Annotated in this window: 23 protein-coding genes; 13 read left to right on the top strand and 10 right to left on the bottom strand. The window is 63.8% G+C overall.

Annotated elements, in window-relative coordinates; genetic code table 11:
- Nucleotides 1–174: 174 nt before the first annotated feature.
- On the bottom strand, nt 175–1980 hold the full coding sequence (locus tag IEW00_RS04695) for an SLC13 family permease (RefSeq protein WP_188513241.1): 1806 nt from the start codon (nt 1978–1980) through the stop codon (nt 175–177).
- A gap of 382 nt (nt 1981–2362) precedes the next feature.
- Between IEW00_RS04695 and IEW00_RS04690 the strand changes: the two genes are divergently transcribed.
- A complete protein-coding gene (locus tag IEW00_RS04690) occupies nt 2363–5218 on the top strand; it encodes a PAS domain S-box protein (protein ID WP_188513240.1) in 2856 nt (951 codons plus the stop codon).
- 12 nt (nt 5219–5230) lie between these two features.
- Here the strand turns inward: IEW00_RS04690 and pobA are convergent, their stop codons facing one another.
- From pobA to IEW00_RS04655, 7 genes are read right to left on the bottom strand one after another with little or no spacing between them, the layout of a single operon-like run.
- Nucleotides 5231–6409 (bottom strand): 4-hydroxybenzoate 3-monooxygenase, encoded by a 1179-nt coding sequence (pobA, locus tag IEW00_RS04685; RefSeq protein ID WP_188513239.1) that lies wholly within the window; start codon nt 6407–6409, stop codon nt 5231–5233.
- Nucleotides 6406–7347 (bottom strand): Gfo/Idh/MocA family oxidoreductase, encoded by a 942-nt coding sequence (locus IEW00_RS04680; RefSeq protein WP_188513238.1) that lies wholly within the window; start codon nt 7345–7347, stop codon nt 6406–6408. Before IEW00_RS04680 ends, pobA begins: the two co-directional genes overlap by 4 nt.
- Nucleotides 7344–8186, bottom strand: coding sequence for a class III extradiol dioxygenase subunit beta (locus IEW00_RS04675; RefSeq protein ID WP_188513237.1), 843 nt, complete (start codon nt 8184–8186; stop codon nt 7344–7346). The genes IEW00_RS04680 and IEW00_RS04675 overlap by 4 nt, the downstream gene beginning before the upstream one ends.
- A complete protein-coding gene (ligA, locus tag IEW00_RS04670) occupies nt 8186–8608 on the bottom strand; it encodes a protocatechuate 4,5-dioxygenase subunit alpha (RefSeq protein ID WP_188513236.1) in 423 nt (140 codons plus the stop codon). The genes IEW00_RS04675 and ligA overlap by 1 nt, the downstream gene beginning before the upstream one ends.
- A complete protein-coding gene (locus IEW00_RS04665; RefSeq protein WP_188513235.1) occupies nt 8605–9630 on the bottom strand; it encodes an amidohydrolase family protein in 1026 nt (341 codons plus the stop codon). Before IEW00_RS04665 ends, ligA begins: the two co-directional genes overlap by 4 nt.
- Nucleotides 9627–10490 (bottom strand): NAD(P)-dependent oxidoreductase, encoded by an 864-nt coding sequence (locus IEW00_RS04660; RefSeq protein WP_188513234.1) that lies wholly within the window; start codon nt 10488–10490, stop codon nt 9627–9629. Before IEW00_RS04660 ends, IEW00_RS04665 begins: the two co-directional genes overlap by 4 nt.
- Nucleotides 10491–10544: 54 nt before the next feature.
- Nucleotides 10545–11750 carry a LysR family transcriptional regulator gene (locus tag IEW00_RS04655; RefSeq protein ID WP_188513233.1) on the bottom strand — a complete coding sequence of 402 codons (1206 nt, stop codon included), beginning with the start codon at nt 11748–11750 and terminating at the stop codon, nt 10545–10547.
- 98 nt (nt 11751–11848) lie between these two features.
- Here IEW00_RS04655 and IEW00_RS04650 point away from each other — a divergent pair, with 98 nt between their 5' ends.
- The 3 genes from IEW00_RS04650 to IEW00_RS04640 all read left to right on the top strand — a co-directional run bounded on the left by IEW00_RS04650 (nt 11849) and on the right by IEW00_RS04640 (nt 14568).
- On the top strand, nt 11849–12520 hold the full coding sequence (locus tag IEW00_RS04650) for a 4-carboxy-4-hydroxy-2-oxoadipate aldolase/oxaloacetate decarboxylase (protein ID WP_188513232.1): 672 nt from the start codon (nt 11849–11851) through the stop codon (nt 12518–12520).
- Between the two features lie 117 nt (nt 12521–12637).
- Nucleotides 12638–13687: a 4-oxalomesaconate tautomerase gene (locus tag IEW00_RS04645; RefSeq protein ID WP_229736820.1), complete on the top strand. Its 1050-nt coding sequence runs from the start codon at nt 12638–12640 to the stop codon at nt 13685–13687.
- A complete protein-coding gene (locus tag IEW00_RS04640; RefSeq protein WP_188513231.1) occupies nt 13684–14568 on the top strand; it encodes an amidohydrolase family protein in 885 nt (294 codons plus the stop codon). The genes IEW00_RS04645 and IEW00_RS04640 overlap by 4 nt, the downstream gene beginning before the upstream one ends.
- Before the next feature lie 15 nt (nt 14569–14583).
- On the opposite strand, the gene IEW00_RS04635 is transcribed toward IEW00_RS04640, so the two are convergent.
- Both IEW00_RS04635 and IEW00_RS04630 read right to left on the bottom strand, forming a co-directional pair.
- Nucleotides 14584–15522, bottom strand: a complete 939-nt coding sequence (locus tag IEW00_RS04635; RefSeq protein WP_229736819.1) for an MBL fold metallo-hydrolase — start codon at nt 15520–15522, stop codon at nt 14584–14586.
- A gap of 32 nt (nt 15523–15554) precedes the next feature.
- Nucleotides 15555–17867, bottom strand: a complete 2313-nt coding sequence (locus tag IEW00_RS04630) for a TonB-dependent receptor (RefSeq protein WP_188513229.1) — start codon at nt 17865–17867, stop codon at nt 15555–15557.
- A 138-nt stretch (nt 17868–18005) separates the two neighbouring features.
- On the opposite strand from IEW00_RS04630, the gene IEW00_RS04625 reads away from it, so the two are divergent.
- The 9 genes from IEW00_RS04625 to IEW00_RS04585 all read left to right on the top strand — a co-directional run bounded on the left by IEW00_RS04625 (nt 18006) and on the right by IEW00_RS04585 (nt 25540).
- Nucleotides 18006–18911 (top strand): LysR family transcriptional regulator, encoded by a 906-nt coding sequence (locus IEW00_RS04625; protein ID WP_188513228.1) that lies wholly within the window; start codon nt 18006–18008, stop codon nt 18909–18911.
- Nucleotides 18912–19046: 135 nt separating this feature from the next.
- Nucleotides 19047–20165, top strand: a complete 1119-nt coding sequence (locus IEW00_RS04620; protein ID WP_188513227.1) for an FAD-dependent oxidoreductase — start codon at nt 19047–19049, stop codon at nt 20163–20165.
- 41 nt (nt 20166–20206) lie between these two features.
- Nucleotides 20207–21109, top strand: coding sequence for a VOC family protein (locus IEW00_RS04615; protein ID WP_188513226.1), 903 nt, complete (start codon nt 20207–20209; stop codon nt 21107–21109).
- 3 nt (nt 21110–21112) lie between these two features.
- Nucleotides 21113–22285 (top strand): alpha/beta hydrolase family protein, encoded by a 1173-nt coding sequence (locus IEW00_RS04610; RefSeq protein WP_188513225.1) that lies wholly within the window; start codon nt 21113–21115, stop codon nt 22283–22285.
- Entirely contained in the window at nt 22282–22602 is a 321-nt protein-coding gene (locus IEW00_RS04605; RefSeq protein WP_188513224.1) for a DUF2218 domain-containing protein, read from the top strand. The genes IEW00_RS04610 and IEW00_RS04605 overlap by 4 nt, the downstream gene beginning before the upstream one ends.
- On the top strand, nt 22599–23048 hold the full coding sequence (locus IEW00_RS04600) for a hypothetical protein (RefSeq protein ID WP_188513223.1): 450 nt from the start codon (nt 22599–22601) through the stop codon (nt 23046–23048). The genes IEW00_RS04605 and IEW00_RS04600 overlap by 4 nt, the downstream gene beginning before the upstream one ends.
- Before the next feature lie 4 nt (nt 23049–23052).
- A complete protein-coding gene (locus IEW00_RS04595; protein ID WP_188513222.1) occupies nt 23053–23847 on the top strand; it encodes a cyclase family protein in 795 nt (264 codons plus the stop codon).
- A 3-nt stretch (nt 23848–23850) separates the two neighbouring features.
- On the top strand, nt 23851–24618 hold the full coding sequence (locus tag IEW00_RS04590) for an SDR family NAD(P)-dependent oxidoreductase (RefSeq protein ID WP_188513221.1): 768 nt from the start codon (nt 23851–23853) through the stop codon (nt 24616–24618).
- Nucleotides 24608–25540, top strand: a complete 933-nt coding sequence (locus tag IEW00_RS04585; RefSeq protein ID WP_188513220.1) for an NAD-dependent epimerase/dehydratase family protein — start codon at nt 24608–24610, stop codon at nt 25538–25540. The genes IEW00_RS04590 and IEW00_RS04585 overlap by 11 nt, the downstream gene beginning before the upstream one ends.
- Nucleotides 25541–25554 lie beyond the last annotated feature (14 nt).

Genomic DNA, 25554 nt, shown 5'->3' with positions numbered 1-25554 from the left:
GAGCTAATCTCAACTATTTTAGTTGGCAAGATAGTTTTGCTTGCCGGGGCCTCAATCTGCGATAGCAGGCCCGATCGGTAGGACAGGCTGAACGCAATCAGCCGATGTGATTGTGGCGATGGTTGGCGATGTCTGGCGCGATCATGCGGTGTCCGTTGCCGTCCCTGATCTGCATCAGAAGATGAAATAGATCGCGGCGGAGGCTGCGAAGCCGACAATGACATTCATCGGGATCCCGATTTTCAAGAAGTCGGCAAACCTATAATCCGCAGCGGCATAAACCATCGTGTTGGTCTGATAACCGATCGGGGTCGCAAAGCTTGCCGAAGCGGCTAGCATGACAGCAACCAGCAATGGCCGCGGATCGATCCCGACATTGGCTGCGATACCGATAACGATCGGGGTCAACACCACCGCGACGGCATTGTTGGTCACCGTTTCGGTGAGCAGCGATGTCAGGGTATAGACTGCCAGGATCAGCAGAAACATCGGCGCGGTGCTCAACAGAGGCGCTGCAAATCCGACGATCAGATCGACACTCCCGGCATTCTGGAATCCCGTACCGATCGCGAGCATCGCGAAGATGAGGACGAGCAGACTGCCATCGATCGCGGCCCAGGCTTCGGCAGGGTCGATCGTCCTGGTGATCAGGACGACTGCAACACCAATGATCGCAAGACCCTCGATGGGCATGACGCCCATGGCCGCTGCAAACACCGTTACCAGGAGCGTCAGCACCGCAATCGGGGCCTTGGCGCGGCGATACGGGGTCGCCTTGGCCGTGGAGATTCCAGCAAGATGAATATTTTCCTGCAGCCGCGCAAGTTCTGCAGGTCGCGCTGCAATCAGCAATGTGTCGGCGGCGCGCAGCCGTGCGGTGGCAAGATCGGGACCGGGCAGATGACGCCCGCGTGAAATCCCCAGAATGCGAATCCGCAGGCGTGAGAGCATCGGGATTTCGTTGAGCTGCCGACCGATGCTCGGGTGGGTGGGGGCAATCGTGGCTTCATACAGCGTCACATCCTCGGGACGCTCTTCACCGTGCAGTGCCAGCCCTCCCCCGAGGCCAGCAAGACCGGTCTGGAACCCTGTGCCCGACGCAAATGCGGCCAGTTCATGCGGCGATGCAGAGATCACCAACCGGTCGCCAGATTCGAGCACGGTGTCCTCATAGCCCCTGCGAATAAACTGCCCCTGACGCTTCAACCCGAGCAGGCGTGCCCGTTCAGGCTTCAGGGCAGCTATGTCCGCGATCACCTTGCCGATCATGTCCGAATCCTGCTGGACCAGCAGCTCGGAAAGGCATTCGTGGGCCTCGCTGTCTGCAGGCGCATTCTCTGGACGGTCCGGCAGAAGCCTTGGCCCCAGCAGCAGCAAGGTCAGCGCGCCGGTGAGCGCGGTCAGCAGGCCCACGCCGGTGATCTCGAACACGCCAAAGGCAGGCTGGCCGAGCTCGCGGGCGACGCCATCGACCAGAAGGTTGGTCGATGTTCCCACCAACGTCAGCGTCCCACCCAGGATCGCCAGATAGGACAAGGGAATCAACAACCGGGTGGCGGATATTCCAAGCGCCTTGGCCAGCTTCTTGATGATCGGAATCATGATGATGACGACCGGTGTGTTGTTGACAAAAGCCGCAGACGCCAAGGTTCCGCCGAACACCTCGACCATGATCCTCTTGGGGTTGCTTTCGGCCCGGCGAATGAGCACTCCCATGACGGCCTCGATCGCGCCGGTGCGTACCAGCGCGCCCGACAGCACGAACAGGGCACCGATTGCCAGCGGCGCGGAGTTTGAAAACACCCCCCGCACATCGGCAACCGAGACAAATCCCAGCACCATGACCACGGCCGCGCCCGTCACACCGACGACGACTGGAGGAAAGCGCTCGGTGATGAAGGCTGCAAAAATGAGGGCAAGGACCGCCAGGCCGATCTGCGCGCTGTAGCTATCGATAAACTGGTAAATCGTCTCGATCATGAATCTGCGTCTGCCTTGGGAAACCCGCCCACGTTTGTGTGGCTGCCCACCTTTGACGACGGTCAGGTCTGCATGCCAGCAGAAACATTTCCACCCCTGGTCAGCGTCGTCGGGTGCCTGGGCCAGCAGCGATCTTCAACGCCCGGCGCGCATGGCCTGCCCAGCCATGCCGCCAGACAGCCCCAAACGGCAGAAAACACCGCCAATGCCGGGTGCCGGATGGAGCCACTGGCGGGAACGGAACCACACGGCACACGTAACCCGCAAGTGCAATCCCTGATCTATTTTTGGTCCGTAACGTGCAAGTTTACGCCACCGCATATCGGGCCGATTATCCAGACAGGATGCCGGTAGAAGATTGCTCGATGATTCGGGGTCGTGAATGCAGAGTTTTCTTGAAGGTGGCGGTCAGCTGGGCTTGTTGTTGCGCAACTTCGATTGGGAAGAAACGGGACTAGGGTCGCCGGCTGACTGGCCAACACCGCTCAAGACCCTGGTTGGGGTTATCCTCGGCTCAAATCAGCCCATGTTCGTCGCCTGGGGCAGCGATCAAGTCCTGCTCTACAACGATGCGTATGCCACGGTGCTGGCCAACAAGCACCCCCATGCCCTTGGCCGCCCCTTTCTGGAGGTCTGGTCCGAAATTCGCGACGACCTCATTCCGATCGTCGATCAAGCCTATAGCGGCTTGCCGGTCCAGATGGACGACATCATGCTGATGATGAACCGTCGCGGCTATCTGGAAGAGACGCATTTTGCGTTTTCCTACACGCCGATCATCGTCAAGAATGGCTTGGTCGAGGGATTGTTCTGCGCTTGCAACGAAATCACCGAACAGGTGCTCGCCGATCGGCGCCGTGAGGCCGACAGTCAGCGACAGCGGCGGATGTTCGAGCAGGCGCCAGGCTTCATCGCCATCCTCCAGGGGCCGGACCACATCTTCGAATTTGCCAACGCGACATACCGCCGCCTGTTCGGCAACCGCGAATTTGTCTGCAAATCCGTTCGCGAGGCCTATCCTGATTTGAGCGGTCAGGGTTTCTTCGAACTGCTCGACCGCGTCTACCAGACCGGCGAACGCTTCGTCGCGGACCAGATCAAAGTGGTGCTAGATCAACAGGACGCTGGCCCAAGGGAGCACTTCCTCGATTTCATTTACGCGCCTGTGTGTGACGATGCAGGCCAGGTCACCGGCATCTTTGTGGAAGGGCACGACGCCACCGAGGCACGGAGTGCCCAGGCCGAGCTGCGCAAGAGCGAAGAGCGCAGCCGCCGCATCATCGAGGGGGTGAAGGACCATTCGATCTTTACTGTCGATGTCGACAACACGATCATCGACTGGACTCCTGGCGCCGAGGCCATCTTTGGCTGGCAGGCGGGTGAAATCGAGGGACAGGTCGTTGACATCCTGTACACCCCGGAAGACCAGGAACAGGGCATTCCAGCACTGGAACTTCAAACGGCCCGCGCCAAGGGCTGCGCAAACGACGAACGTTGGCACGTGCGCCGCGATGGCACGCGGTTCTTTGCCAATGGTTCGGTTCGACCGCTTCACGATGCCGACGGCAAGATTACCGGCTTCATCAAGATTGCCCGCGATGAAACCGAGCGACGTGCAGCCGATGCCATCCTGCGTGAAACCGAGCAGCGCTACCGGCTCGCCGCCAAGGCGACCAATGATGCCATCTGGGACTGGGATCTTGGCGCGAACCGGGTTGAATGGAACGAAGCCGTCAGTGTGCTGTTCGGGTACACCGCCGAACAGGTTACCCCGACCGCCGACTGGTGGGTGGCCAATATCCACCCCGACGACCGGGTCCGGGTCGAGCGGGATATCCAACAGGTGATCGACGGCGACCGCGACCAGTGGACTGCCGAATATCGGTTTCGGCGCAGTGACGGGACGTTTGCTGACGTCTTTGACCGAGGCCACGTTTTCCGCGACCAGAATGGCGAAGCGGTGCGCATGATCGGCGCCATGTTTGACCTGACTGAGCGAAAACGGGCCGAGGACGAGCTGCGCGTCTTGAATGAAACGCTCGAGACGCGGGTTTCGGAGCGTACCGCCGAGCTCGTTGCCGCCCAGGATGCGCTGCGCCAGGCGCAGAAGATGGATGCCGTCGGGCAACTGACGGGCGGTCTTGCGCATGATTTCAACAACCTGCTCACCGGTATTTCGGGCAGTCTCGAGATGATGCAGATCCGGATCGCGCAAGGCCGGACGTCGGACGTCGAGCGGTATGTGGGCGCTGCGCAGGGGGCAGCCAAGCGCGCAGCTGCACTGACGCATCGGTTGCTGGCGTTCGCGCGCCGTCAGACGCTCGCGCCCAAGCCGACCAATGTGAACGATCTCATCTCCGGGATGGAAGACCTGATCCGGCGCACGGTCGGCCCGGCGATCGAGCTGGAAACGGTCAATGCAGCAGGTCTGTGGTCCAGCCTGATCGATCCCAGCCAGCTTGAAAACGCTATCTTGAACCTTTGCATCAATGCGCGTGACGCAATGCCCAAGGGCGGGATCATCACGATCGAAACCTGCAACCGGTGGATGGACAAACACACTGCCGAGCAGCGCGGGCTGGAGCCCGGTCATTACATCTCGCTGTGCGTATCCGACAACGGCACGGGGATGAGTGCCGACGTGATCGCCAAGGCGTTCGACCCGTTCTTCACCACCAAGCCGATTGGAGAAGGCACCGGGCTCGGATTGTCGATGATCTACGGCTTTGCCAAACAATCCGGCGGGTCGGTCTCGATCTATTCGGAGATCGATCAGGGCACGATGGTCTGCGTCTATCTGCCGCGCCATCTGGGCGACGCCGAAGCCGAAGCCATGGAAACCGACGTCGAGCCGGCACCGCGCGCCGAAGTGGGTGAAACGGTGCTGGTGATCGATGACGAGCCCACGGTGCGGATGCTGGTGGCAGAGGTGCTCACCGATCTGGGGTACACCGCAATCGAGGCGGTCGACGGCGCTGCCGGTCTAAAGGTGGTCAATTCAGATCTGCGGCTGGACCTGCTGGTGACGGATGTTGGGCTGCCCGGCGGTCTGAACGGCAGGCAGGTCGCCGATGCCGCACGCGCCGTCCGCCCGGACCTCAAGGTGCTGTTCATCACCGGCTATGCGGAAAACGCCGTGCTCAGCCACGGTCATCTGGATCCTGGCATGCACGTGCTGACCAAACCCTTTGCCATCGACGTGCTTGCGACGCGGATTCGAGAGCTCATCGAACGATAATTGCCGGTAGTGCTAGAGCGGAAGCCCGACATAATTTTCGGCAATCGCTGTCTGCATCGCATGCGAACCAGCGAGGTAATCGAGTTCGGCGATCTGCATGCGGCGTTCGAACGGGCGCTGTTCGGGGAAGCTGTGCATCAGCCTGGTGAGGCTCCAGCTGAACCGCTCGGCCTTCCAGATCCGCGCCAGCGCGCGGCGTTGATAGTCCAGCAACCCGCCCTCGCCGCGCTGCCGGTAATGGCCGATCAGTGCGTCGGCCAGATAGGTGACATCGGATGCCGCAAGGTTGAGGCCCTTGGCACCGGTCGGCGGCACGATGTGCGCGGCATCGCCTGCCAGGAACAACCGCCCGTAACGCATGGTTTCAAACACATAGGACCTGAGCGGCGCGATCGACATCTCCAGCGCCGGCCCCCTGGTCACGCCGTGCCGCGAGATCCCGTTGAAGCGGCCTTCAAGCTCGTCCCACAGCCGGTCTTCGCTCCAGTCGGCCAGCTTTTCGCCCTGCGGCACCTGGATGTAATAGCGGCTGCGGGTCGGCGATCGCATCGATGCCAAGGCAAAGCCGCGCGGGCCGTTGGCGTAGATCAGTTCGTCATGGCAGGGCGGCACATCGGCAAGGATGCCCAGCCAGCCAAACGGATATTCGTGGGTATATTCGCGTGCCAGTTCGGCCGGGATGGCGCGACGCGAGGGGCCATGGAAACCATCACACCCGGCGATGAAATCGCAGTGCAGCGTGTGCGCGACGCCGCCCGAGACGTAGGTCACGCTGGGATGATCGCTGTCGATATCGTGCAGCGCCAGATCGGCCGCCTCGAACACGATTGAAAGGTCACGCTCGGCCGCGGCCTTGATCAGGTCACGGGTGAGTTCGGTCTGGCCGTAGACGATGACGTTGCGACCGGTCAGCGCCTTGATGTCGATCCGCACCATCATGTCGCCATCGGCCAGGTTGAAGCCGTCCTCGACCAGCCCTTCGGCGTTCATCCGCGCATCGAGCCCCAGCCGGTGCATGATGTCGGTGGTCACCGTTTCCAGGACGCCTGCGCGGATGCGGCTTTCGACATGCGCGCGGGTCTGGCGCTCGAGCACCACGCAATCGACACCCTCGGCCCTGAGCAGATGCCCCAGCATCAAGCCGGCGGGACCCGAACCGATGATCGCGACCTGGGTGCGGTGCGTCGTCACGCGCCGAGCTGCCGCTCGAGATCGCCGAGCACGCGGTAGCAATCGAGCACCTGGCCGACCGAGCTGTTGGGCTCCCGCCCCTCGCGGATCGCAGCGATGAACTCGCGGTCCTGCAGCTCGATGCCGTTCATCGAGACCGCGACGTTCGAGACATCGATCGGCTCTTCCTTGCCGTTCACCAGATCGTCGTAACGCGCGATATAGGTCGCGGTGTCGCCGATATAGCGGAAGAAGGTGCCCAGCGGGCCTTCGTTGTTGAAGCTCAGCGACAAGGTGCAGATCGCGCCGCTCTCGCTCTTGAGCTGGATCGACAGGTCCATCGCGATGCCGAGTTCGGGATGGATCGGCCCCTGCATCGCGTGCGCTGCCACGATCTTGCCCGCCTGATACGCGAACAGATCGACCGTGTGCGCGGCGTGGTGCCACAGCAGATGATCGGTCCAGCTGCGCGGCTCGCCCTTGGCGTTGATGTTGCGGCGGCGGAAGAAATAGGTCTGCACATCCATCTGCTGGATGTTCAGCCTGCCGCCGGTGATCTCGTTATGGACGTACTGGTGGCTGGGGTTGAAGCGCCGGGTATGGCCGACCATGCACACAAGGCCAGTTTCCTGCTGCTTGGCTACGACGGCCTCAGCATCCGCCCAACTGTCGGCGAGCGGGATTTCCACCTGCACGTGCTTGCCCGCATCCATGCATTGAATGGCCTGCGCGGCGTGCATCTGGGTGGGGGTGCACAGGATCACCGCGTCGAGCCCAGGCTGCTCTAGCGCCTCGGCCAGCTCGGTCGTGGCGTGGCCGATGCCGTATTTCTCCGCGATCGCCTGGGTCGGATCGAGCCTGCGTCCGACCAGGGAGACCACCTCGACGCCGTCGATGTTCTTCAGTCCGTCGAGATGCTTTTCACCAAAGGCGCCTGCGCCTGCGAGTGCTATTTTCATGGTTGTGGCTCCAAGACCATATGGCCGATGGCCGTGTTGCTGCACGGGACGTGATAATGCCGGTGCAGGCAGCGCGTGGTCTTGCCCAATGCGCCCCGCATGATCAGCCACATCACCATCTCGATCCCTTCGGACCCGGTTTCGCGCAGATATTCGATGTGCGGAATGTGCCGCAGATGGTCGCTGTCGCCGACCAGACCGTCGAGGAACATGTTGTCCCATGCGCGGTTGATCAGCCCGGCACGCGGCCCCTGCAGCTGGTGGCTCATGCCGCCGGTGCCCCAGATCTGCACGTTCAAATCCTCTGGAAAACTCGCCACCGCGCGGGCGATCGCCTCGCCAAGCGCCCAGCAGCGATTGCCCGTCGGCGGCGGATAGGTGACCACGTTGACCGCGAGCGGGATGACCTTGACCGGCCATTCGGCCACATCGCCGAACATCATGCTCAGCGGCACGGTGAGCCCGTGGTCGACGTCCATCTCGTTGACGATGGTCATGTCGAACTCGTCGAGCACCAGGCTCTGCGCGATATGCCAGGCGAGGTCCGGATGGCCGATCACATCGGGCACCGCGCGCGGGCCCCAGCCTTCATCGGCAGGCTTGTAATGCTCGCCGCAGCCGATCGCGAAGGTCGGGATGATCTTCATGTCGAAGGCAGATGCGTGGTCGTTATAGACCAGGATCACGACATCGGGCTTTTGTTCCTTTTCCCATTGCCGGGTCCAGTCATAGCCTGCGAAAATCGGGCCGAAATAATCGTCGCGGTCCTTCTTCTGGTCGTGCGCGACGCCCATCAGCGGAACGTGGCTGCTGGCGACGCCAGCGGTCAAGCGGGCCATCAGCGTTTCTCCCTGATCGATCGGACACCCTCGGGCGAGCGGCCGCCATTGATCATCATCTGGCGGTAGTCGGGCCATGGCATGTCGGTCATGGTGCTCACCGCTTCGGCAAAGGCGATCCCGTCGGTGGAAAACAGCTTGGAGAAGAAATAAATGTTGCCGCCCAGATCGAGCAAGGCGTTGTAATCGCGCGCCAGCACCGCCTTCTTGGCCTCGGGCGTTATCGCCCATTCGTCGAGATAGCCGCGCTCGTCGGCCTTGAACCGCGCGCGGTTTTCAGGCTTCATTAGGCTCATCGCGAACTGGTTGAGGTGATAGCCCTGCCGCGCACGCGCCGCGGTGAACACCCGGGTTCCCGGGATATCCTCGAGATCGGCGAGATAGGCATGGATGTCGGTTGGCTGGCTCGCCCGATGAGTCATAGGCCGCGCTCCTTCAGTTGCGCATCGAGCCGCGGGAAGACCCGGCGGGCATTGCCCTCGAAGATCATGTGCCGCTCAGCATCGCTGATCTCGAGCGCATCGACATAGCGCTTGGTGTCGTCGAAATAATGCCCGGTGGTCGGATCAATCCCGCGCACCGCGCCGACCATCTCGCTGCCGAACAGGATGTTCTTGTTGTCGATCACATCGGCGAGCAGGTTGATCCCCGGCTGGTGATAAACGCAGGTGTCGAAGAAGATGTTGTTCATCAGGTGCGTATCGAGCGCGGGCTTTTTGAGCATGTCGGCAAGCCCGCGATAGCGCCCCCAGTGATAGGGCACCGCACCGCCACCATGCGGGATGATGAAGCGCAAGGTCGGGAAATCGGCGAACAGATCGCCCTCGAGCAACTGCATGAAGGCGATGGTGTCCGCCGCGATGTAATATCCGCCGGTGGCGTGCATCGCCGGGTTGCAGCTGCCCGAAACGTGGATCATCGCAGGGACATCGAGCTCGACCATCTTCTCGTAGAACGGATACCAGAAGCGATCGGTCAGCGGCGGATGCTCGAAACGGCCGCCGCCCGGATCAGGGTTGAGGTTGCAGCCGATAAAGCCCAGTTCGGTGACGCAGCGTTCGAGCTCGGCAATCGAGCCTTGCATGTCAGCCTTGGGGCTTTGCGGCAGCATGCACACGCCTGCGAACACGCCCGGAAACAGCCCGACGACGCGCGCGATCAGATCGTTGCAGCGCCGCGCCCACTCGAGCGCCACCGCCTCGTCGCCGACATGCGGCGCCATTGCCGAAGCACGGGGGCTGAAGATGGTGAGATCGCTGCCCCGCTCCTTGATCAGCCGCAGCTGGTTGGCTTGAATCGTCTCGCGGATGTCGTCGTCCGAGATCTCGGGGTATGGCGGGCAAGGCGTTCCCGCCTTGAACGCGGCCTTCTGTTCCTCGCGCCAGGCATCATGGGCCTTTGGCAGCACGGTGTAATGGCCGTGGCAGTCGATGATCAGGGTCATACAGCGTCACTCGTGTTGGTCAGGTTGATCGCCTGCAGCTTGGCGGCAAGCCCGGCGGGCGGCGCAATGCCAAGCGCGCCCAGGTCGCGCTGACGGGTAATGATACCGCGGGTCATCGCCGGATCGACCCCCAGCTCCTCGAGCGTGACTGCGACCTCTTCCATCTCGGCGGCACGGCGCAGGCCGTGCGCCATCATCCGGTCGAGATTGTAATCGAACCGGTCGCCCCAGGATTGGGGCTTCCAACTGGCGTCGAGCGAGGCGAGCACCGCATCCGATACCCCTGCCCGGTCGGCGGCCAGCGCGCACTCCGCGCTCAGCGCCTCGAGCCCCTTGACCATCACCGAACGGATCATCTTGATCGCCGACGCATCGCCAATATGGGGCCCGGCGATCGAGACATAGGAGAAGCCCAGCGCCATCAGCGCCTGCGATGCCGCGCCCGCATGTGGCCCTGCGACCAGCAGCGGCACCGACCGGCGCGCGGGCAGCACCGGCGCCATCACCGCGACATCGACATAGCGACCGCCTTCCGCCTCGATCACCTCTGCCGCGCGGCGCTTGGTGCCCGGCGCGACGCTGTTCATGTCGAGCCAGAGCGCGCCGGCATCGAGCAGCGGCGCATACTCGCGCGCGGCGATGAAGGCCTGATCTGCCGTGACCAGCGACAGCACCGCGCTCGCGCCAGAGAGCGCCGTGGCCGCGTCATTGGCGCCGGTCACGCCAGCAGTCTTATAGGCCTCGATAAGACTGCCGCGCATGTCCGGATCGAGCGTCTTGCGATCGAACGCGCGCGCTCCTGTCCAGGCAAAGGCACGGCCCGCTTCCCCGAACCCGATGAATGTGGCTGCTGTCATCATGGGGATGCCCTAGACCGGCCGGTGCACCGCCCACCAATCCAATTGCGGCGGTACCTATTGGTTTTCGTGAAGTCTGGTTTCAATAGATGCCTGATGGAGGAGATCGACCAGCCGCTGTTGCGCACGGGTCGGGCGCCAGCCGTGGCGGGTGCTGATCCCGATCGTGCGGATGCTGCCGGGCAGATCGAGATCGATCCGCACCAGCATCGCGGTGTCGAGTTCGACCGCGATCTGGTCGGGCGACAGCAAGGTCAGCAGGTCGCTCTGCATCACCAGACCGCGGATCACCATCACCGACCCGCATTCGACGGGCACCGGAGGCGGATCACCGGCAAACAGCTCCTGCCAGTGCGCGCGCAAGGGCGTTCCGTGCGGCCCGACGACCCAGGACTGGCCATGCAGATCGGCGAGCGTCACCGGGCGCCCAGCCAGCGGATGCCCCTTGCGCGCGAAGACCGCCAGCCGGTCGGTGAACAACGCCACCTGATCGATCTCGGCGGGTGGATTGTCGCGCAGCGCGCCGACCATCACGTCGATGACGCCATCGAGCAGCGGATCGACCAGTTCGCGCCACGATCCTTCGACCACATCGATTACCGTGCCCGGGCTTTCACGCAGGAAATGCGCGATCGCGCGCGGCACGACCAGCGCACGGCTGAGCGGCATCGCGCCGATCGAGATCCGCGCGCCACCCTCGGGATCGCCGCGCGCCTCGTCGATCCCGGCGGCGATTTCGCGCGCCGCCAGCCGCACCCCGCGTGCCATCGCCCGCCCGGCCGGGGTCAGCATCATGCCGCGTCCGCGCCGTTCGGCAAGCGCAGCGCCGCAGATCTGCTCGAGCTCGCGCACCGCGCGGTGGATGCCGGGCTGCGACAGGCCGCTCGCAGCCGCCGCTCCGGCAAAACCTTGCGCGTTCGAAAAATGGACGAACGCTTCAAGCTGGGTCGCGGTCATCAATTGTTCGGGGCGAGAAAATCCGCGCGCGCCGGTTCGCCCCGGCCGCCGCGTGGCCGCTGCCAGATGGCTGAACGCCAGCTCCGCGCGCTCGGCCATCGCCAGCCCCGCAGGCGTCGGGGTCACCCCGCCCGAGTGGCGATCGAACAGCAGCACGCCCAATTGCTTCTCGAGCTTGCCCAGCCCCTGGGTGAGCGCAGGCTGCGACAACCCAGCCGCCTCCGCCGCGCGATTGAGGCTGCGCAACGCCACCACATTGCCAAGCGCCCGCAGGTGCCGCAAATTGAGATCGAACGGAGCTGTCATTGCGACCAGACATAGCAAAAACCTATTGCCTGTCCACAAGTTGGATTGGCGCGTGCCCCGCCCCTGCGGGCACGGGAGCATCCAAAGGAGTGTGTGGCATGAACGTGGTAGTGCAGAATATCGAACGGACGGCGCTGGACATCGTCGATGGCCTGGGTGCAGCAGGGGTCGCGACCGTCCACGAGGCGCAGGGCCGCACCGGCCTGCTCGCGCACCATATGCGGCCAATCTATGCCGGCGCGCGGGTCGCGGGCAACGCGGTCACGATCTCGGCGGCTCCGGGCGACAACTGGATGATCCATGTCGCGATCGAGCAGTTGCAGCCCGGCGATATTCTGGTGCTCGCCCCCACCAGCCCGTGCGTAGACGGCTATTTTGGTGATCTGCTAGCGACCAGCGCGATGGCGCGCGGCTGCCGGGGGCTGGTGATCGATGCAGGCGTCCGAGATGTCCGCGACCTCACCCAGATGGGATTCCCCGTCTGGTCGAAGGCGGTGTTCGCGCAAGGCACGGTCAAGAATACGCTCGGTAACGTCAACGTGCCGATCGTGTGCGCTGGCGCCTCGATCCAGCCGGGTGACGTGATCGTCGCCGATGACGATGGCGTGTGCGTAGTCAAGCGCGCCGATGCCGGTGCCGTCCTGGCCAAGGCGCAGGCACGCGAAGCCGCCGAGGAGGCCAAGCGCCAGCGGCTGGCGGCGGGCGAACTGGGGCTCGACATCTACGACATGCGCCCGCGCCTCGCCGAGATGGGGCTGAAATATGTGTGATCAAAACGCTCCCCTCCCCTTCAGGAGTTTTGGAGTCACGTGCCTCCAAAACTGGGCCGGGGGTGGGGCTGTATTTTCCTTCCCCACCCCAACCCCTCCCCTGAAGGGGAGGAGCTAATGAAGGTCCGCTGCATGTGGATGCGGGGTGGCACGTCGAAGGGCGGGTTCTTCTTGGCAGACGATCTGCCCGCCGACACGGCTGAACGCGACGCGTTTCTGCTGCGCGCGATGGGCTCGCCCGATCCGCGCCAGATCGATGGCATGGGCGGCGGCGATCCGCTGACCAGCAAGGTCGCGGTCGTCAGCAAATCGGAGCGGCCCGGTGTCGACGTCGATTACCTTTTCCTGCAGGTGTTCGTCGATCAGGCGATCGTCACCGATGCGCAGAACTGCGGCAATATCCTCGCCGGCGTCGGCCCGTTCGCGATCGAGCGCGGTCTGGTGGCGGCAGTGGACGGGGTGACGCGGGTTGCGGTGTTCATGGAAAACACCGGCCAGATCGCGGTCGCCAGCGTGCAAACGCCCGGCGGCCTGGTGCGCTACGACGGTGATGCGGCGATCAGCGGCGTTCCCGGCACCGCCGCCGCCATCCCGCTGGCGTTTCGCGATACGGCAGGGTCCTCGTGCGGCGCGCTGTTGCCGACCGGCAACGGCGTGGACATTATCGATGGCGTTGCGGTGACGCTGATCGACAACGGCATGCCCTGTGTGGTGATGGCGGCGTGCGATGTCGGTGTGACCGGCTATGAGGACCGCGACACGCTCGATGCCGACGCGGCGATGAAGGCGAAGGTCGAGGCGATCCGGTTGAAGGCCGGGCCGATGATGAACCTGGGCGATGTCACGGAAAAAACGGTGCCCAAGATGATGCTGGTTGCAGCGCCCAAAACGGATGGCGCGATCACCGTGCGCTCGCTGATCCCGCACCGTGTCCATGCCTCGATCGGCGTGCTCGGCGCGGTCAGCGTCGCCACCGCCTGCCTGATCGAGGGGTCGCCTGCCGCCAAGGTGGCCCGCGTTCCTGATGGCCGCACCAAGACCCTCGGCGTCGAGCATCCGAGCGGGGTCACCGAATGCGTGGTGACGATCGATGACGATGGCGCGCCTATCGAGGCGGGCATGCTGCGCACCACGCGCAAGCTGATGGACGGAGAGATTTTCGCATGAGCACCGACGCCCAGGGGCGTGTCCGCAGCTGGACGCTCGAGCCATCGAAACCGCGATTTACGCTCCCGCCCGGCGCGGTCGATGCGCATTGTCATGTCTTCGGCCCGATGGCGCAGTTTCCGTTCAGCCCCAAGGCCAAGTACCTGCCGCAGGACGCGGGGCCCGAGGCGCTGTTCGGCTTGCGCGACCGGCTGGGCTTTGCCCGCAACGTCATCGTCCAGGCGAGCTGCCACGGCACCGACAACCGCGCGACGCTGCACGCGATCGCGCTGTCGAACGGCATGGCGCGCGGGGTCGCGGTGGTCGATCCGGCGATCACCGATGCTGAGCTCGACACGCTGCACGCAGGCGGCATCCGCGGTGTGCGCTTCAACTTCCTCAAGCGGCTGGTCGATGACGCCCCCAAGGACAGGTTTCTCGAGGTGGCGCGCCGGATCGAGCGGCTGGGCTGGCATGTCGTGGTGTATTTCGAGGCGGATATCTTGGACGAGATGCTACCCTTCCTCGCCGCGATCCCGGTGCCGATCGTCATCGACCATATGGGCCGACCCGATGTGCGCCAGGGCCCCGCTGGCGCGGATATGGCCGCGTTCCGCCGCCTGCTGGACAGCCGCGACGACATCTGGACCAAGGTCACCTGCGCCGACCGGCTCGATCCCGCAGGCCCGCCTTATGCCGATTTCGTCCGCGCCGTCCGCCCCTTGGTGGCGGACTATCCCGACCGGGTGCTGTGGGGCACCGATTGGCCGCATCCGAATATGGAAAGCGTGCTGCCCGATGATGGCGCGCTGGTCGATACGATTGCGCAGATCGCACCGACGCCAGCGCTGCAGCGCAAGCTGCTCGTCGACAATCCGATGCGGCTGTACTGGGCGGACTGACCCCGCCCCGGCGCCTCAGAAACGGTCGAGGTCGTTGGCCAGCGTCACCGGCCCGCGATAGCGCGCCGTGATCTCGGCCAGATAGCCTTTGGTCCGCTCAGGGTCGGGGGTTCCGGCGGCGAAATGGGTGATCACCAGTGCCTTCACCCCTGCGCTTGCCGCCAGTTGCCCCACCGCGTCGGGGGTCAGGTGATGGGTCGACAGATGCTGCGCAAGCTGCCGCTTGGCATCGGCGGGCATATCGGGGGAATTGCGTGCGACATTGGCCATCGTCCCGCCCATGTCGATCATCTCGCTGACCAGCAGATCGGCACCCTGGGCGAGCTTTTCGACGGCGGCGCTGGGTCCGGTATCGCCGGTGTAGACGACGGATCGGCCGGGCAGGCCGAAGCGGAAGGACAGCGACTTGTAGTTGCGGTCTTCGGTGCTTCCGGCTGCGAAATCATAATGCGAATTCTGCGCGGCAGTGACGGTCATCCCATCGACTGCCAGCGCCTCGCCGCCTGACATCTCGATGACGGTGACGGTATCGGCGGGCGGGGTCCAGGGTTGGCCCGGGATGCCATAGCCGACGTGCGCGGCGGGCTGCATCGATGCCACCATGCCCGCAACCAGCTCACGCGTCCCCGGCGGCCCGTACACCGTCAGCCGTTCGCGCGCATTGGTCTGGTTGCGCAAGCCCAGTACCGCCGACAGCCCGCCGGTGTGATCGGCGTGGAGATGGCTGAGGAACACCGCCTTGACGCGTGGCAGCATGATCCCGGCGCGGCTGAGCTGCTGCACCGTGCCGTCGCCTGCATCGACCAGATAGATCCGCCCCGCATGCTCAAGCGCATTGGCGGGCTGCGACCGGTCCGGCGAAGGCACCGGTCCGCCCATCGTGCCCAGCGTGATAAAGGCGCCCGTCGAAGTTGGCGCTGGCTGAGCGTTTGCCGGCGTGGCGGCGGTCAGCACCGCCAATGCCAACCAAACTGCCCGTCTGCCCATCAGAAGTTGAAACCGACCCGCACGCCATAGGTCCGCGGCGGACGCAGAGTACCGACGGGGAAGTCGAGGATCGGCCGGGTCCCTGCGCGTGCCAGCACCACCTCGTCGGTGATGTTGTTGATGAAGCCGGTGATGCTCCATCCGCCCAGGCTTTCCAGCGTCGCAAACGCATCGGCCATCGCGAAGCTGCCCTGCCGCTCTTCGGGCCGGTAATTGGAATTGAGAAAGCGACCGCTCTCGATGTTGCCACGCGCGCCGAAGATCAGATTGAGGTCACCCGTCAGTTCGAACGTGCGTTCATAGCCCAGGTTCACCGCCCATTTGGGCGAGTTGACCGTCGGCCTGCCCGAACAATCGATGTCGAAGAAGCGTGCGCCGTTGACACCCGGGTTGGCCAGACGGCTGCCGACGGTGGTGCAGCCCGTGGTCACCGGTGCGCCGGTGGGCGAGAAGTTGGCGGTCTGCAGGCTGTTGTACTTGCCGTTGAGGTACTGGACGTTGACGCTGAACAGATCGTTGCTGCTCGGCGCGAACTTGGCTTCGAACTCTGCGCCATAGATCCGCGATTTGCCCGCGTTGACCGTGGTCGAGCCTTGCGCGAAGATGCCGCCTGCGGTGGGCACGCCACCGACGAAGGTGATCTGCTGGTCGCGATAGTCCCAGTAGAACGCCTCGATGTTCAGCTGCAGCTTGTTGTCGAAGAACCGGTTCTTGGCGCCGACGGTATAAGCGGTCAGCTCTTCGGGAGCGAAGGTGTTGTTGGGCGGCTGGGCGACGAAGAACCCGCCCGATTTGAACCCGGTCGCCACATTGGCATAGACCAACGAGGCCGGCCCCGCATCCCATTCCACTCCGGCCTTCCAGGTGAACTTTTCGAACGACAGGTCACCGGTGAACGGCGCACTGAGCGGCGGCTGGACCGGTCCCGGCAGACCGCCGGCGGCCACGGACGTGAACTGCGACTTGTCTTCCCTGGTGTACCGCCCGCCGGCGACCAGCCGAAGGCTATCGGCGATATCGAATGTCAGCTGGCCGAAGGCAGCGATGCTCTCGGTGCTGAGCCGCGGCGTGAAGCGGGTGGTGGAGATGTTGCCCTGGCGGAAGAAGTTTTCGGTGATCTGGTCCTCGCCAAAATAGAAAGCGCCCAGCACGTAGCGCAGCCGCTGGTCTTCGTTGGAGGCCAGCCGTACCTCGAGCGACATCTGCTCGGCCTTGTCGTTGATCGTCCCTGCAAAGCCTGGAAGATAGGTGAGCAGGTTGACGTCGGACTTGCGATAGGCCGGAATGACCGTCAGCGTACCAAAGCCCATGTCGCCGACGACCGTGGCGCTGACGCCGATGAATTCATTGTCCAGAAAGCCGTCAGTGCCTGCGAGCGCCACGCAGCCGCTGTTGACGAAATTGCCGAAGCCTCCGCAGAACGGCGGCGCCGAAATGCCCGACGCCAGCTGGCGGATCGAAGCCTGCGCGCGCGGATCGGAAATGCTCACCCGGTCTTCGAGCGCGGGGACGGCATAGCGTCCCTCGGGCAGCAGCACCGCGCCTGCACCCTTGCCGCGCTGGTTGTAGTAATCGGCAACCAGCGTCATCGACCACATGTCCGAAGGCTCGATCAGCAGCGATGCGCGGAATGCTTCGCCCTTGTCGTCGTCATAGCCATCGGAGATGTAGCCATCGCGATCGACGATCTGCCCTGCAACGCGCAGCGCCACGGTGTCGCCGAGCGGAATGTTCAGCGCCAGCGACGCTTTCTTGCTGTCGTAATTGCCGTATTCGAACAGGCCTTCGCCGCTGAACGTGCCGAGCACAGGCTTTTTGGGGAGCACGTTGATCGCACCGCCGGTGGCGTTGCGGCCATAGAGCGTGCCCTGCGGTCCCTTGACCACCTCGACGCGCTCGAGGTCGTAGAACACCCCGGCTGGCGCGGTCGGACGGCCGACATAGATGCCATTAAAGTTGAACGCGACCGCGTTTTCGGCGAACGAGTTCTGCGAATTGGTGCCGACGCCGCGCAGGAAGAAGCTGGTGGTGCCGCCGGTGGGCTGGACGACCAAGGAAGGCACGAGCCGGCCAAGATTGGCAGCTTCGGTGATGCCCGATTTGGTGAGGTCATCACCGGTAACCGCAGTGACGGCGACGGCGGCGCGCTGCAGGCTTTCTTCGCGGCGTTGCGCGGTGACGACGATCTCGCTGAGGCCTTCATACTCCTGCGTTTCTGCAGCAGCCTCGGGCGCGGTCGTATCCTGTGCAATCGCGATTTCCGGAACGGCCAGTCCGGCAAGAACGGTCGTGGCCAGCAGCAATGCCCTCATTCATCATCTCCCTGAAAATTGCAGGCAGCCTGCTCGGGCCGCTGCTTTTTGTTGATCTGCATTTAGATCATCGACTAGCCATAGGTTAAATTTTTTGTTTTAATGGTAATCCAATCACCATATTGATAGGTTAACGCGATGCGCTTCAAGGGTCTCGATCTCAATCTGCTGGTTGCCTTCAGCGTGCTGATGGAGACGCGCAGCGTGTCGCGCGCCGCCGAGCAGCTGCATTTGAGCCAGCCGGCGATGAGCGCCGCACTCGGACGACTGCGCGACTATTTCGGCGACGACCTGCTGGTTTTGCAGGGCAAGCGCATGTTTCCCACCGCTTATGCCGAAACGCTGGTGCCGATGGTGCAGGATACGCTGCGGCAGGTCGATGCGCTGATCACGACCTCGACCAGCTTCGATCCAGCGACATCGCAGCGCACCTTCCGGCTGATTGCATCGGACTATATCACCGCTGCCGTCATCGCGCCTTTGTCGCGGCGGCTGGCGCAGGTTGCGCCGACGATTCGGCTGGAAACCGTGCTCCCTTCGGATGGCAGCGCCGATCTGATCGTGCAGGGTTCATTTGATCTGCTGATTACGCCCGAAGACTTCATCAATCCCAGCCAGCCTGCCGAATTGCTGTTCGAGGAACGGCACGTCGTGGTCGGCTGGACAGGCAACCCGCTGTTTGAAACCGAACTGGGCGACGAGGATGTGATGCATGCGAGCCATGTCGGCGTGCACATGGGCAACCAGCGTACGCGGGCGTTTGCCGATAGCATGATGGAGCAACTGGGCCGCTCGCGCCGAATGGACATGATGGCATCGTCCTTCACTGCGGTGCCCTGGCTGGTGATCGAAACCAACCGGCTGGCGCTGATGCATGAACGGCTGGCGCGCCGGATGGCGAGCATGTTCCCGCTGGCGATCGCGCCCATTCCGTTTGCGTTCCCGATGATGCGCGAGATGATGCAGTACAACCGCGCGCGCAGCAACGACGAGGGTCTGCGCTGGCTGCGCGACCAGTTGCGGCACGACAGCGCGCTTCCCTGAACCGCTCTCCGCAATGCATCCATAAAACAAATGGCTATCAATCCAAACAATAGAATTTACAGATTTACGGCTCTCCTTCTATTTCAGCACCATCAAGAGCGCCCCGAAAACGGGGGGACGTGGAGAGGTGATCGCGTGAAAGATCTGAGCATTCTGATTGTTGGTGGCGGCATCGGCGGTTTGACGTCGGCCATTGCGCTGTGCCGCAAGGGTTATGCAGTCGAAGTGATCGAGCGCGACCCCGATTGGTCGGTCTATGGCGTCGGCATCATCCAGCAGGGCAATGTCATCCGGGCGATGACCGAACTGGGCCTGGTCGACGATTACATCAGCGCAGGCTTCGGCTTTGACCGGGTTCAGGTGTACATCCCCACCGGCCAGTGCGTGGCCGATATTCCCACCCCCAGGCTGGTCGATGGCTATCCCGGAAATGTCGGCATCGGCAGGCGCGCGCTGCACAAGGTGCTGGGCGACCGCACGATAGGCGCAGGCGCGAACGTCCGGCTTGGGCTGACGGTCGCGACGATGGATGATGATGGCGCGGGCGTTTCGGTGACCTTCAGCGATGGCAGCGCAGGGCGCTATGATCTCGTCATCGGCGCAGACGGCCTGTACTCGCAGACCCGCCAGACGATCTTCCCCGATGCGCCCAAGCCCGAGTTCACCGGCCAGTCGGTGTGGCGCTACAATTTCAAGCGCACGCCCGATGTCATCGGGCTGCAGGCTTATGAAGGGCAGACCGGGATCGGGCTGGTGCCGCTGTCGAACGAGCTGATGTACATGTATGTCACCACGCCCGAGCCGGACAATCCTAGGTACGCCAAGGAAGATCTGGCCAGCACGATGCGCGCCAAGATCGCCAATGTCCCCTCCCCCGCTATCCAGGCCTTGGTCGGGCAGATCACCGCAGACGACGAGGTGGTCTACAAGCCGCTCGAATGGATGTTTCTGGAAGGGCCGTGGCACAAGGGTCGCGTGGCTTTGCTTGGTGACGCGGTGCATGCCACCACCCCGCATCTGGGACAGGGCGCAGGCATGGCGATCGAGGACGGGCTGGTGCTCGCCGACGAACTGGTTGCCGCCGATGACATCCAAACCGCGCTCGCCACCTATCGCGATCGCCGCTTCGAGCGCTGCCGCTACATCGTCGATTCATCCAAGGCGATCTGCTTCGGCCAGATCGGCAAGGGTCCGCTGGTGGATAACGCCGTCGCGACCCGGGAAATGTTCATGAAGGTTGCCGAGCCCATTTGAGGCAGGCGTTCCCCCAAATCTTTCAAGGAGTTGAATTCATCATGGCCAGAGTAAGCGAGATTCGCCACGTCGGCTACGCCGTCACCGATCTGGCAGCTGAGGCTGCCTTTTATCGCGATACCTGGGGTCTCAAGGACGCCGGTGAAAAGGACGGCATGCTGCACTTCGCCGCCGAAGGAAACGACGAACTGTATGTCGTCCGCCTGCGTCAGTCCGACGTCCAGAAGATCGACATCATCACGCTGGCGGCAGACAGCCGCGCCGATGTCGATGCGTTGCACGACAAGGTGGCCGCTTATGGCTGCCAGATCGTTTTTGCACCCAGGGACCTTGACACATTGGGCGGCGGCTATGGCTTCCGCTTCTTCAGCAAGGATGGGCTGCCGTTCGAGATTTCGAGCGATGTCGCGCGTGGCACCTCGCGCGAGCTGACCCGTTGGGAGGGCATCCCCCAGAAGATCAGCCACATCGTGCTGCACTCGCCCGATCACCAGGAGATGGTGCGCTTCTTCACCGATGCGCTGGGCTTCAAGGTCAGCGACTGGCTGGGCGATTTCATGTGCTTCCTGCGCTGCAACCAGTGGCACCACCGCATCGCGCTGCTGCCCGGCCCTGCGTGTCTCAACCATGTCGCCTATGACATGCTCGGCGTCGACGACATGATGCGCGGCATCCACCGCCTCAAGCAGCAGGGCACCGATATCCGCTGGGGCCCCGGACGGCACACCGCCGGCAACAACACCTTCAGCTATTTCACCACGCCGGGCGGCTTTGCGGTCGAATACACCGCCGATCTCGAAGAGGTCGATGATGCCACCTGGCAGGCGACGGTACACACACCCGCGCCCCTCGTCATGGACCAGTGGGGCATCGGCACCGGTGGTCCGCAGACCATGCCGCACCCCGCGCCCGACAAGGGTCTGTTCCAGCCGGCAGGAGTGTAAGCCATGGCATTGTTTGAATATTTTCCGAACTACATCTGGAACCTCTCAGTCGCGATCGCGATCGAGAGTGGGGGCCAGATCGGTGAAATCATCGATATGTGCCAGCCGATCCGTGATGCGGCGGCCAACGGTGCCGATGCCGGCACGCCGCAGTTCATGCGCGCCTGGGTCGAAACCGGCGACAAATTGATCGGTCTTGCGAACGAGGACGAGGAGCGCGGCCGTGCGTTCTCCGCCGCTGCCAAGCTCGAGCGCGCCGCACTCTATCTGCTGGTCGCCGAACGGATGCAGGGCCAGGGCAGCCCCGATCGCGCCGCGACCTATGCCAAGGCGCTCGACACCTTCAAGCGGGCGATGACGCTGGGCGATCACGCGGTCGAACGCGTCGAGATCCCCTATGAGGGCAGCACCTTCCCCGCTTTGTATTGCCGCGCGCCGGGCGATGGCCCCAAGCCGGTTGTCGTCTATTGTAACGGCCTCGATAGCTCGAAGGAGCTGCTCTATTGGTCGAAGCTGCCGCATGCGCTGGCCGCGCGCGGCATCTCGAGCCTGTGTGTCGATCAGCCGGGCACCGGCGAGGCGCTGCGCCTCAACAACCTTCCCGCCACGCCGCATTCGGAAAAATGGGCATCGCCTGCGGTCGACTGGCTGGAAAAGCAGACCGATGTCGACCCGACGCGCATAGGCATGACCGGCATCTCGCTGGGTGGTCATTTCGCGCCGCGTGCGGTCGCGTTCGAGCCGCGCTTCGCCTCGGGCGCGGTCTGGGGTGCCAACCACAACTGGGCCGAGGTCCAGCAAAAGCGCCTGCGCCGCGAGGGCGAGAACCCCGTGCCGCATTACTGGGCGCATGTGATGTGGGTGTTCGGCGCGAGTGACATGGACGATTTCCATGCCAAGTCGAAGGACATGACGCTGAACGGCGTGATGGACCGGATCAAGGTACCGTTCCTCGTCACCCATGGCGAAAAGGATCGCCAGATCGGTCTGGAATATGCGCACCAGAGCTTCGAGCAACTGACCAACAGCCCGCAGCGCGAGCTCAAGATCTTCACGCCACGTGAAGGCGGGGTCGAGCATGTCGGCGCGGACAACATGTCGTTCGGGCGCGATTACATCGCCGACTGGTTCGCCGAAACGCTGGGTGGCCGTACCTCTGCAGGCAGCAAGGCATGAGCTTCACCGCAACCGCGCGCATCCCAACAACCAGCGCGAGCAAGTACCTTCAACAGGTCTGCAAGCACTGGGAACACAATCTGCCGGTCACCTTTGACAAGGATCATGGGCAGATCACGTTTGCAAAGGATGCGCGCGGTGCGGACTGGCCTGCCGATGCCATCGTGACCCTCGATGCCGAGGCCGACGCGCTGGTCTGCACGATCAGCGCCAGCGCAGAGGACCAGCGCGATGGCCTTAAAGGTGCGCTCGAACGCCATATCGACCGGTTTGCCTTCCGCGAAGTTCCGCTGGCGTATAACTGGGCAGACGCGTGACCGATCCCAAAGCCTATGTGCGCAGGCAGACGCTTTTCTCGATGGTGATCACCATGGCGATCAGCGCGGGGTTTTTCCTGCTGATCTTCGGCACCACCGATCCCATCGCGGTCTGGGCGCCCCACAATCTGGCGCTCGATTTTCTGCCGCAATCGGGCGCTGCCTCGTTCATGGCGGCGCTGATGCCCGCGCTGCAGACCCGCTCCGCGATCGCCAAGGGTGCGCTTCCCGGAACCGCGCCGTCGGTTGGCTCGATCGTCGTGCGCGCAATCATGCTCGCGCTGCTGGCGCTGGGGCTGGCTGGGATCGTCATCGGCGTGCTGCAGTTCAGCGGTGCTGCCTCATTCGCGTGGGGAACCGCATTTGCTATCAAGGTAGCCTATGGTGCATTGCTCGGGCTGCTCATCACGCCCCCTGCGGTGCGCGCTGTGCTGACAAAAGGATAAGACCATGCCGCGCCAATTCATCGATCTGTCCATCTATCTGGAAAACGACGTCGTAACCGATCCGCCGTTCATGCGCCCCAAGATCACCTATCAGCAGCACGCCGATACGGTGACCGAGCTGGGCCATTTCTTCCCCGGCGTCACCGCCGAGCAGTTGCCCGATGGCGCGGGCTTTGCCGCTGCCGAATGGGTGACGCTGACCACGCACAACGGCACGCATCTCGATGCGCCGTGGCATTTCCACCCCACCATGGATGGCAATTCCGAAGAAGGTGCCCAGCGCGCGATCACGATCGATGAGGTGCCGCTCGAATGGTGCTTCAACCCCGGCGTGAAGCTCGACTTCCGCCATTTCGACAACGGCTATGTCGTCACTGCCGCCGATGTCGAGGCCGAACTGGCGCGGATCGAATATGAATTGCAGCCCTTCGATATTGTATTGGTCAACACCGCTGCAGGCGGCGCGGTGGGCAAGCCCGATTTCGTCGATACCGGCTGCGGCATGGGCTATGAAGCGACGATGTACCTGCTCGAGCGCGGCATCCGCGTCACCGGGACCGATGCCTGGAGCTGGGACGCGCCGTTCAGCTATACCGCCAAGAAGGTCGCCGAAAGCGGCGACACCTCGCTGATCTGGGAAGGCCACAAGGCGGGGCGCGACATCGGCTATTGCCATCTCGAAAAGCTGCACAACCTCGAAAGCCTGCCCGCGCACGGCTTCACAGTCAGCTGCTTCCCGCACAAGATCCGCGGTGCATCGGCGGGCTGGACGCGGGCTGTGGCGATCATCGAAGACTGAACGATGCCCTTTGCTGCCCACTGCCTGTCGGGCCGGACGGCCATCGTCACCGGATCGACGCAGGGGATCGGCCTGGGGATTGCACAGGCGCTGGCGAACGCGGGCGCGCAGGTCGTCATATCGAGCGAGGATGCGCAGGCGGTCGCCAGCACCATTGCAGCGCTTGGCGATGCTGGCCATAAGGTCCACGGCATCGCCTGCGATGTCACCGATGGCGATGCGCTCGCCGCGCTTGTGGGGGAGACCGTCACCCGGTTCGGCGGGCTCGATATTCTGGTCTGCAATGCCGGGATCACCGGCGAGGCAGGAAGCTGGGCGCTGGATGACTTCGACCGGGTGATCGCGGTCAACCTGCGATCGATCGTTGCGCTGACAACGCTCGCGATCCCGCATATCGCCGCAGCCGGTGGGGGCAGCGTCATCCTGATGTCTAGCCTGTCGGCGCTGCGCGGCAACGGGGCGATCAACGCTTATGCACTCGCCAAGGCTGGCGTGGCGCAGCTTGCGCGCAACCTCGCGGTGCAATGGGGGCCGGACAATGTGCGGGTCAACGCGCTTGCCCCGGGGCTGATCGCCACGCCCTTGTCCGAGCCGCTGATGGCGGATGGCGATTTCATGGCGCGGCGGATGCAGATGACCCCGCTGCGCCGGGTCGGCACCGTCGCCGATGTCGCCTCGGCCAGCGTCTTCCTTGCCTCCCCCGCCAGCAGCTTCATCACTGGCCAGCAGATCGCCATCGATGGCGGAACGTCGATCACCGATGGCAGCTGACCGGCCTCCCCGCGTACTCGTCACCGGCGCAGGCGGCTTTGTCGGTCAGGCTCTCGTTCGCGCGCTGGCAAAGGATTGGAACGTCACTGCGACAGACCAGACCGGGCTGGGCTTTGCCGATTTGCCCGGCGTTACGGCGCTGCCCGGCGATCTGGATGACCCCGAACTGATCGCCAACCTCGCGGCGACGCCCTTCGATGCGATCGTGCATCTCGCTACCGTTCCCGGCGGCGCCGCCGAGGCCGATCCGGCACTGGCGACGCGCATCAATGTCGCGGCCTCGATGGCGCTGATCGATGCAGCAGCTGCGCACGGCAACTGCCCCCGCGTGCTGTTCGCCAGCAGCATCGCGGTGTTCGGCGATCCGCTCCCTGCCAAGGTCGATGATGTAACGCCAGCACGCCCAATGCTGCGCTATGGCGCGCACAAGGCGATGATCGAGGAGTGGATCGCGACGATGAGCCGGCGCGGCGCGATCCGCGGACTTTCGCTGCGCCTGCCCGGCATCGTTGCGCGGCCCTTGGGGCCATCGGGGATGAAATCGGCGTTCCTGAGCAACCTGTTCCATGCGCTCAAGGCCGGCGCGCCGATCAGCCTGCCGGTGTCCGCCGATGCCAGCTGCTGGCTTCTGTCGCGTCACGCGCTGACGGGGCAGATCCAGCACGCCCTCGCCCTGCCTGCCGCCCCTGCCGATACCCGCCTCAACCTCCCTGCGCTGCGGGTGGTCTTCGGCGATCTGGTCGCTGAGGTCGCGCAGAAAACGGGCAGCGCAGGATCGCTGGTGCGCTACGCGCCCGATCCCGCAATCGAGGCGGCTTTCGGTCGCCAGCCCCCGCTGTCCACGCCGCGCGCCAATGCGCTAGGGCTCCGCCATGATGGCAGCCTTGCCGCTTTGGTCGCCCATGCGCTGGCCGATCTTTGACCCTTTTGAAAGGA

This window comes from Blastomonas aquatica, from assembly GCF_014639875.1.
GTDB classification, from domain to species: Bacteria; Pseudomonadota; Alphaproteobacteria; order Sphingomonadales; family Sphingomonadaceae; genus Blastomonas; species Blastomonas aquatica.
The sequence above is the reverse complement of the archived record's forward strand: the minus strand, read 5'-3'. Positions and strand labels throughout refer to the sequence as shown.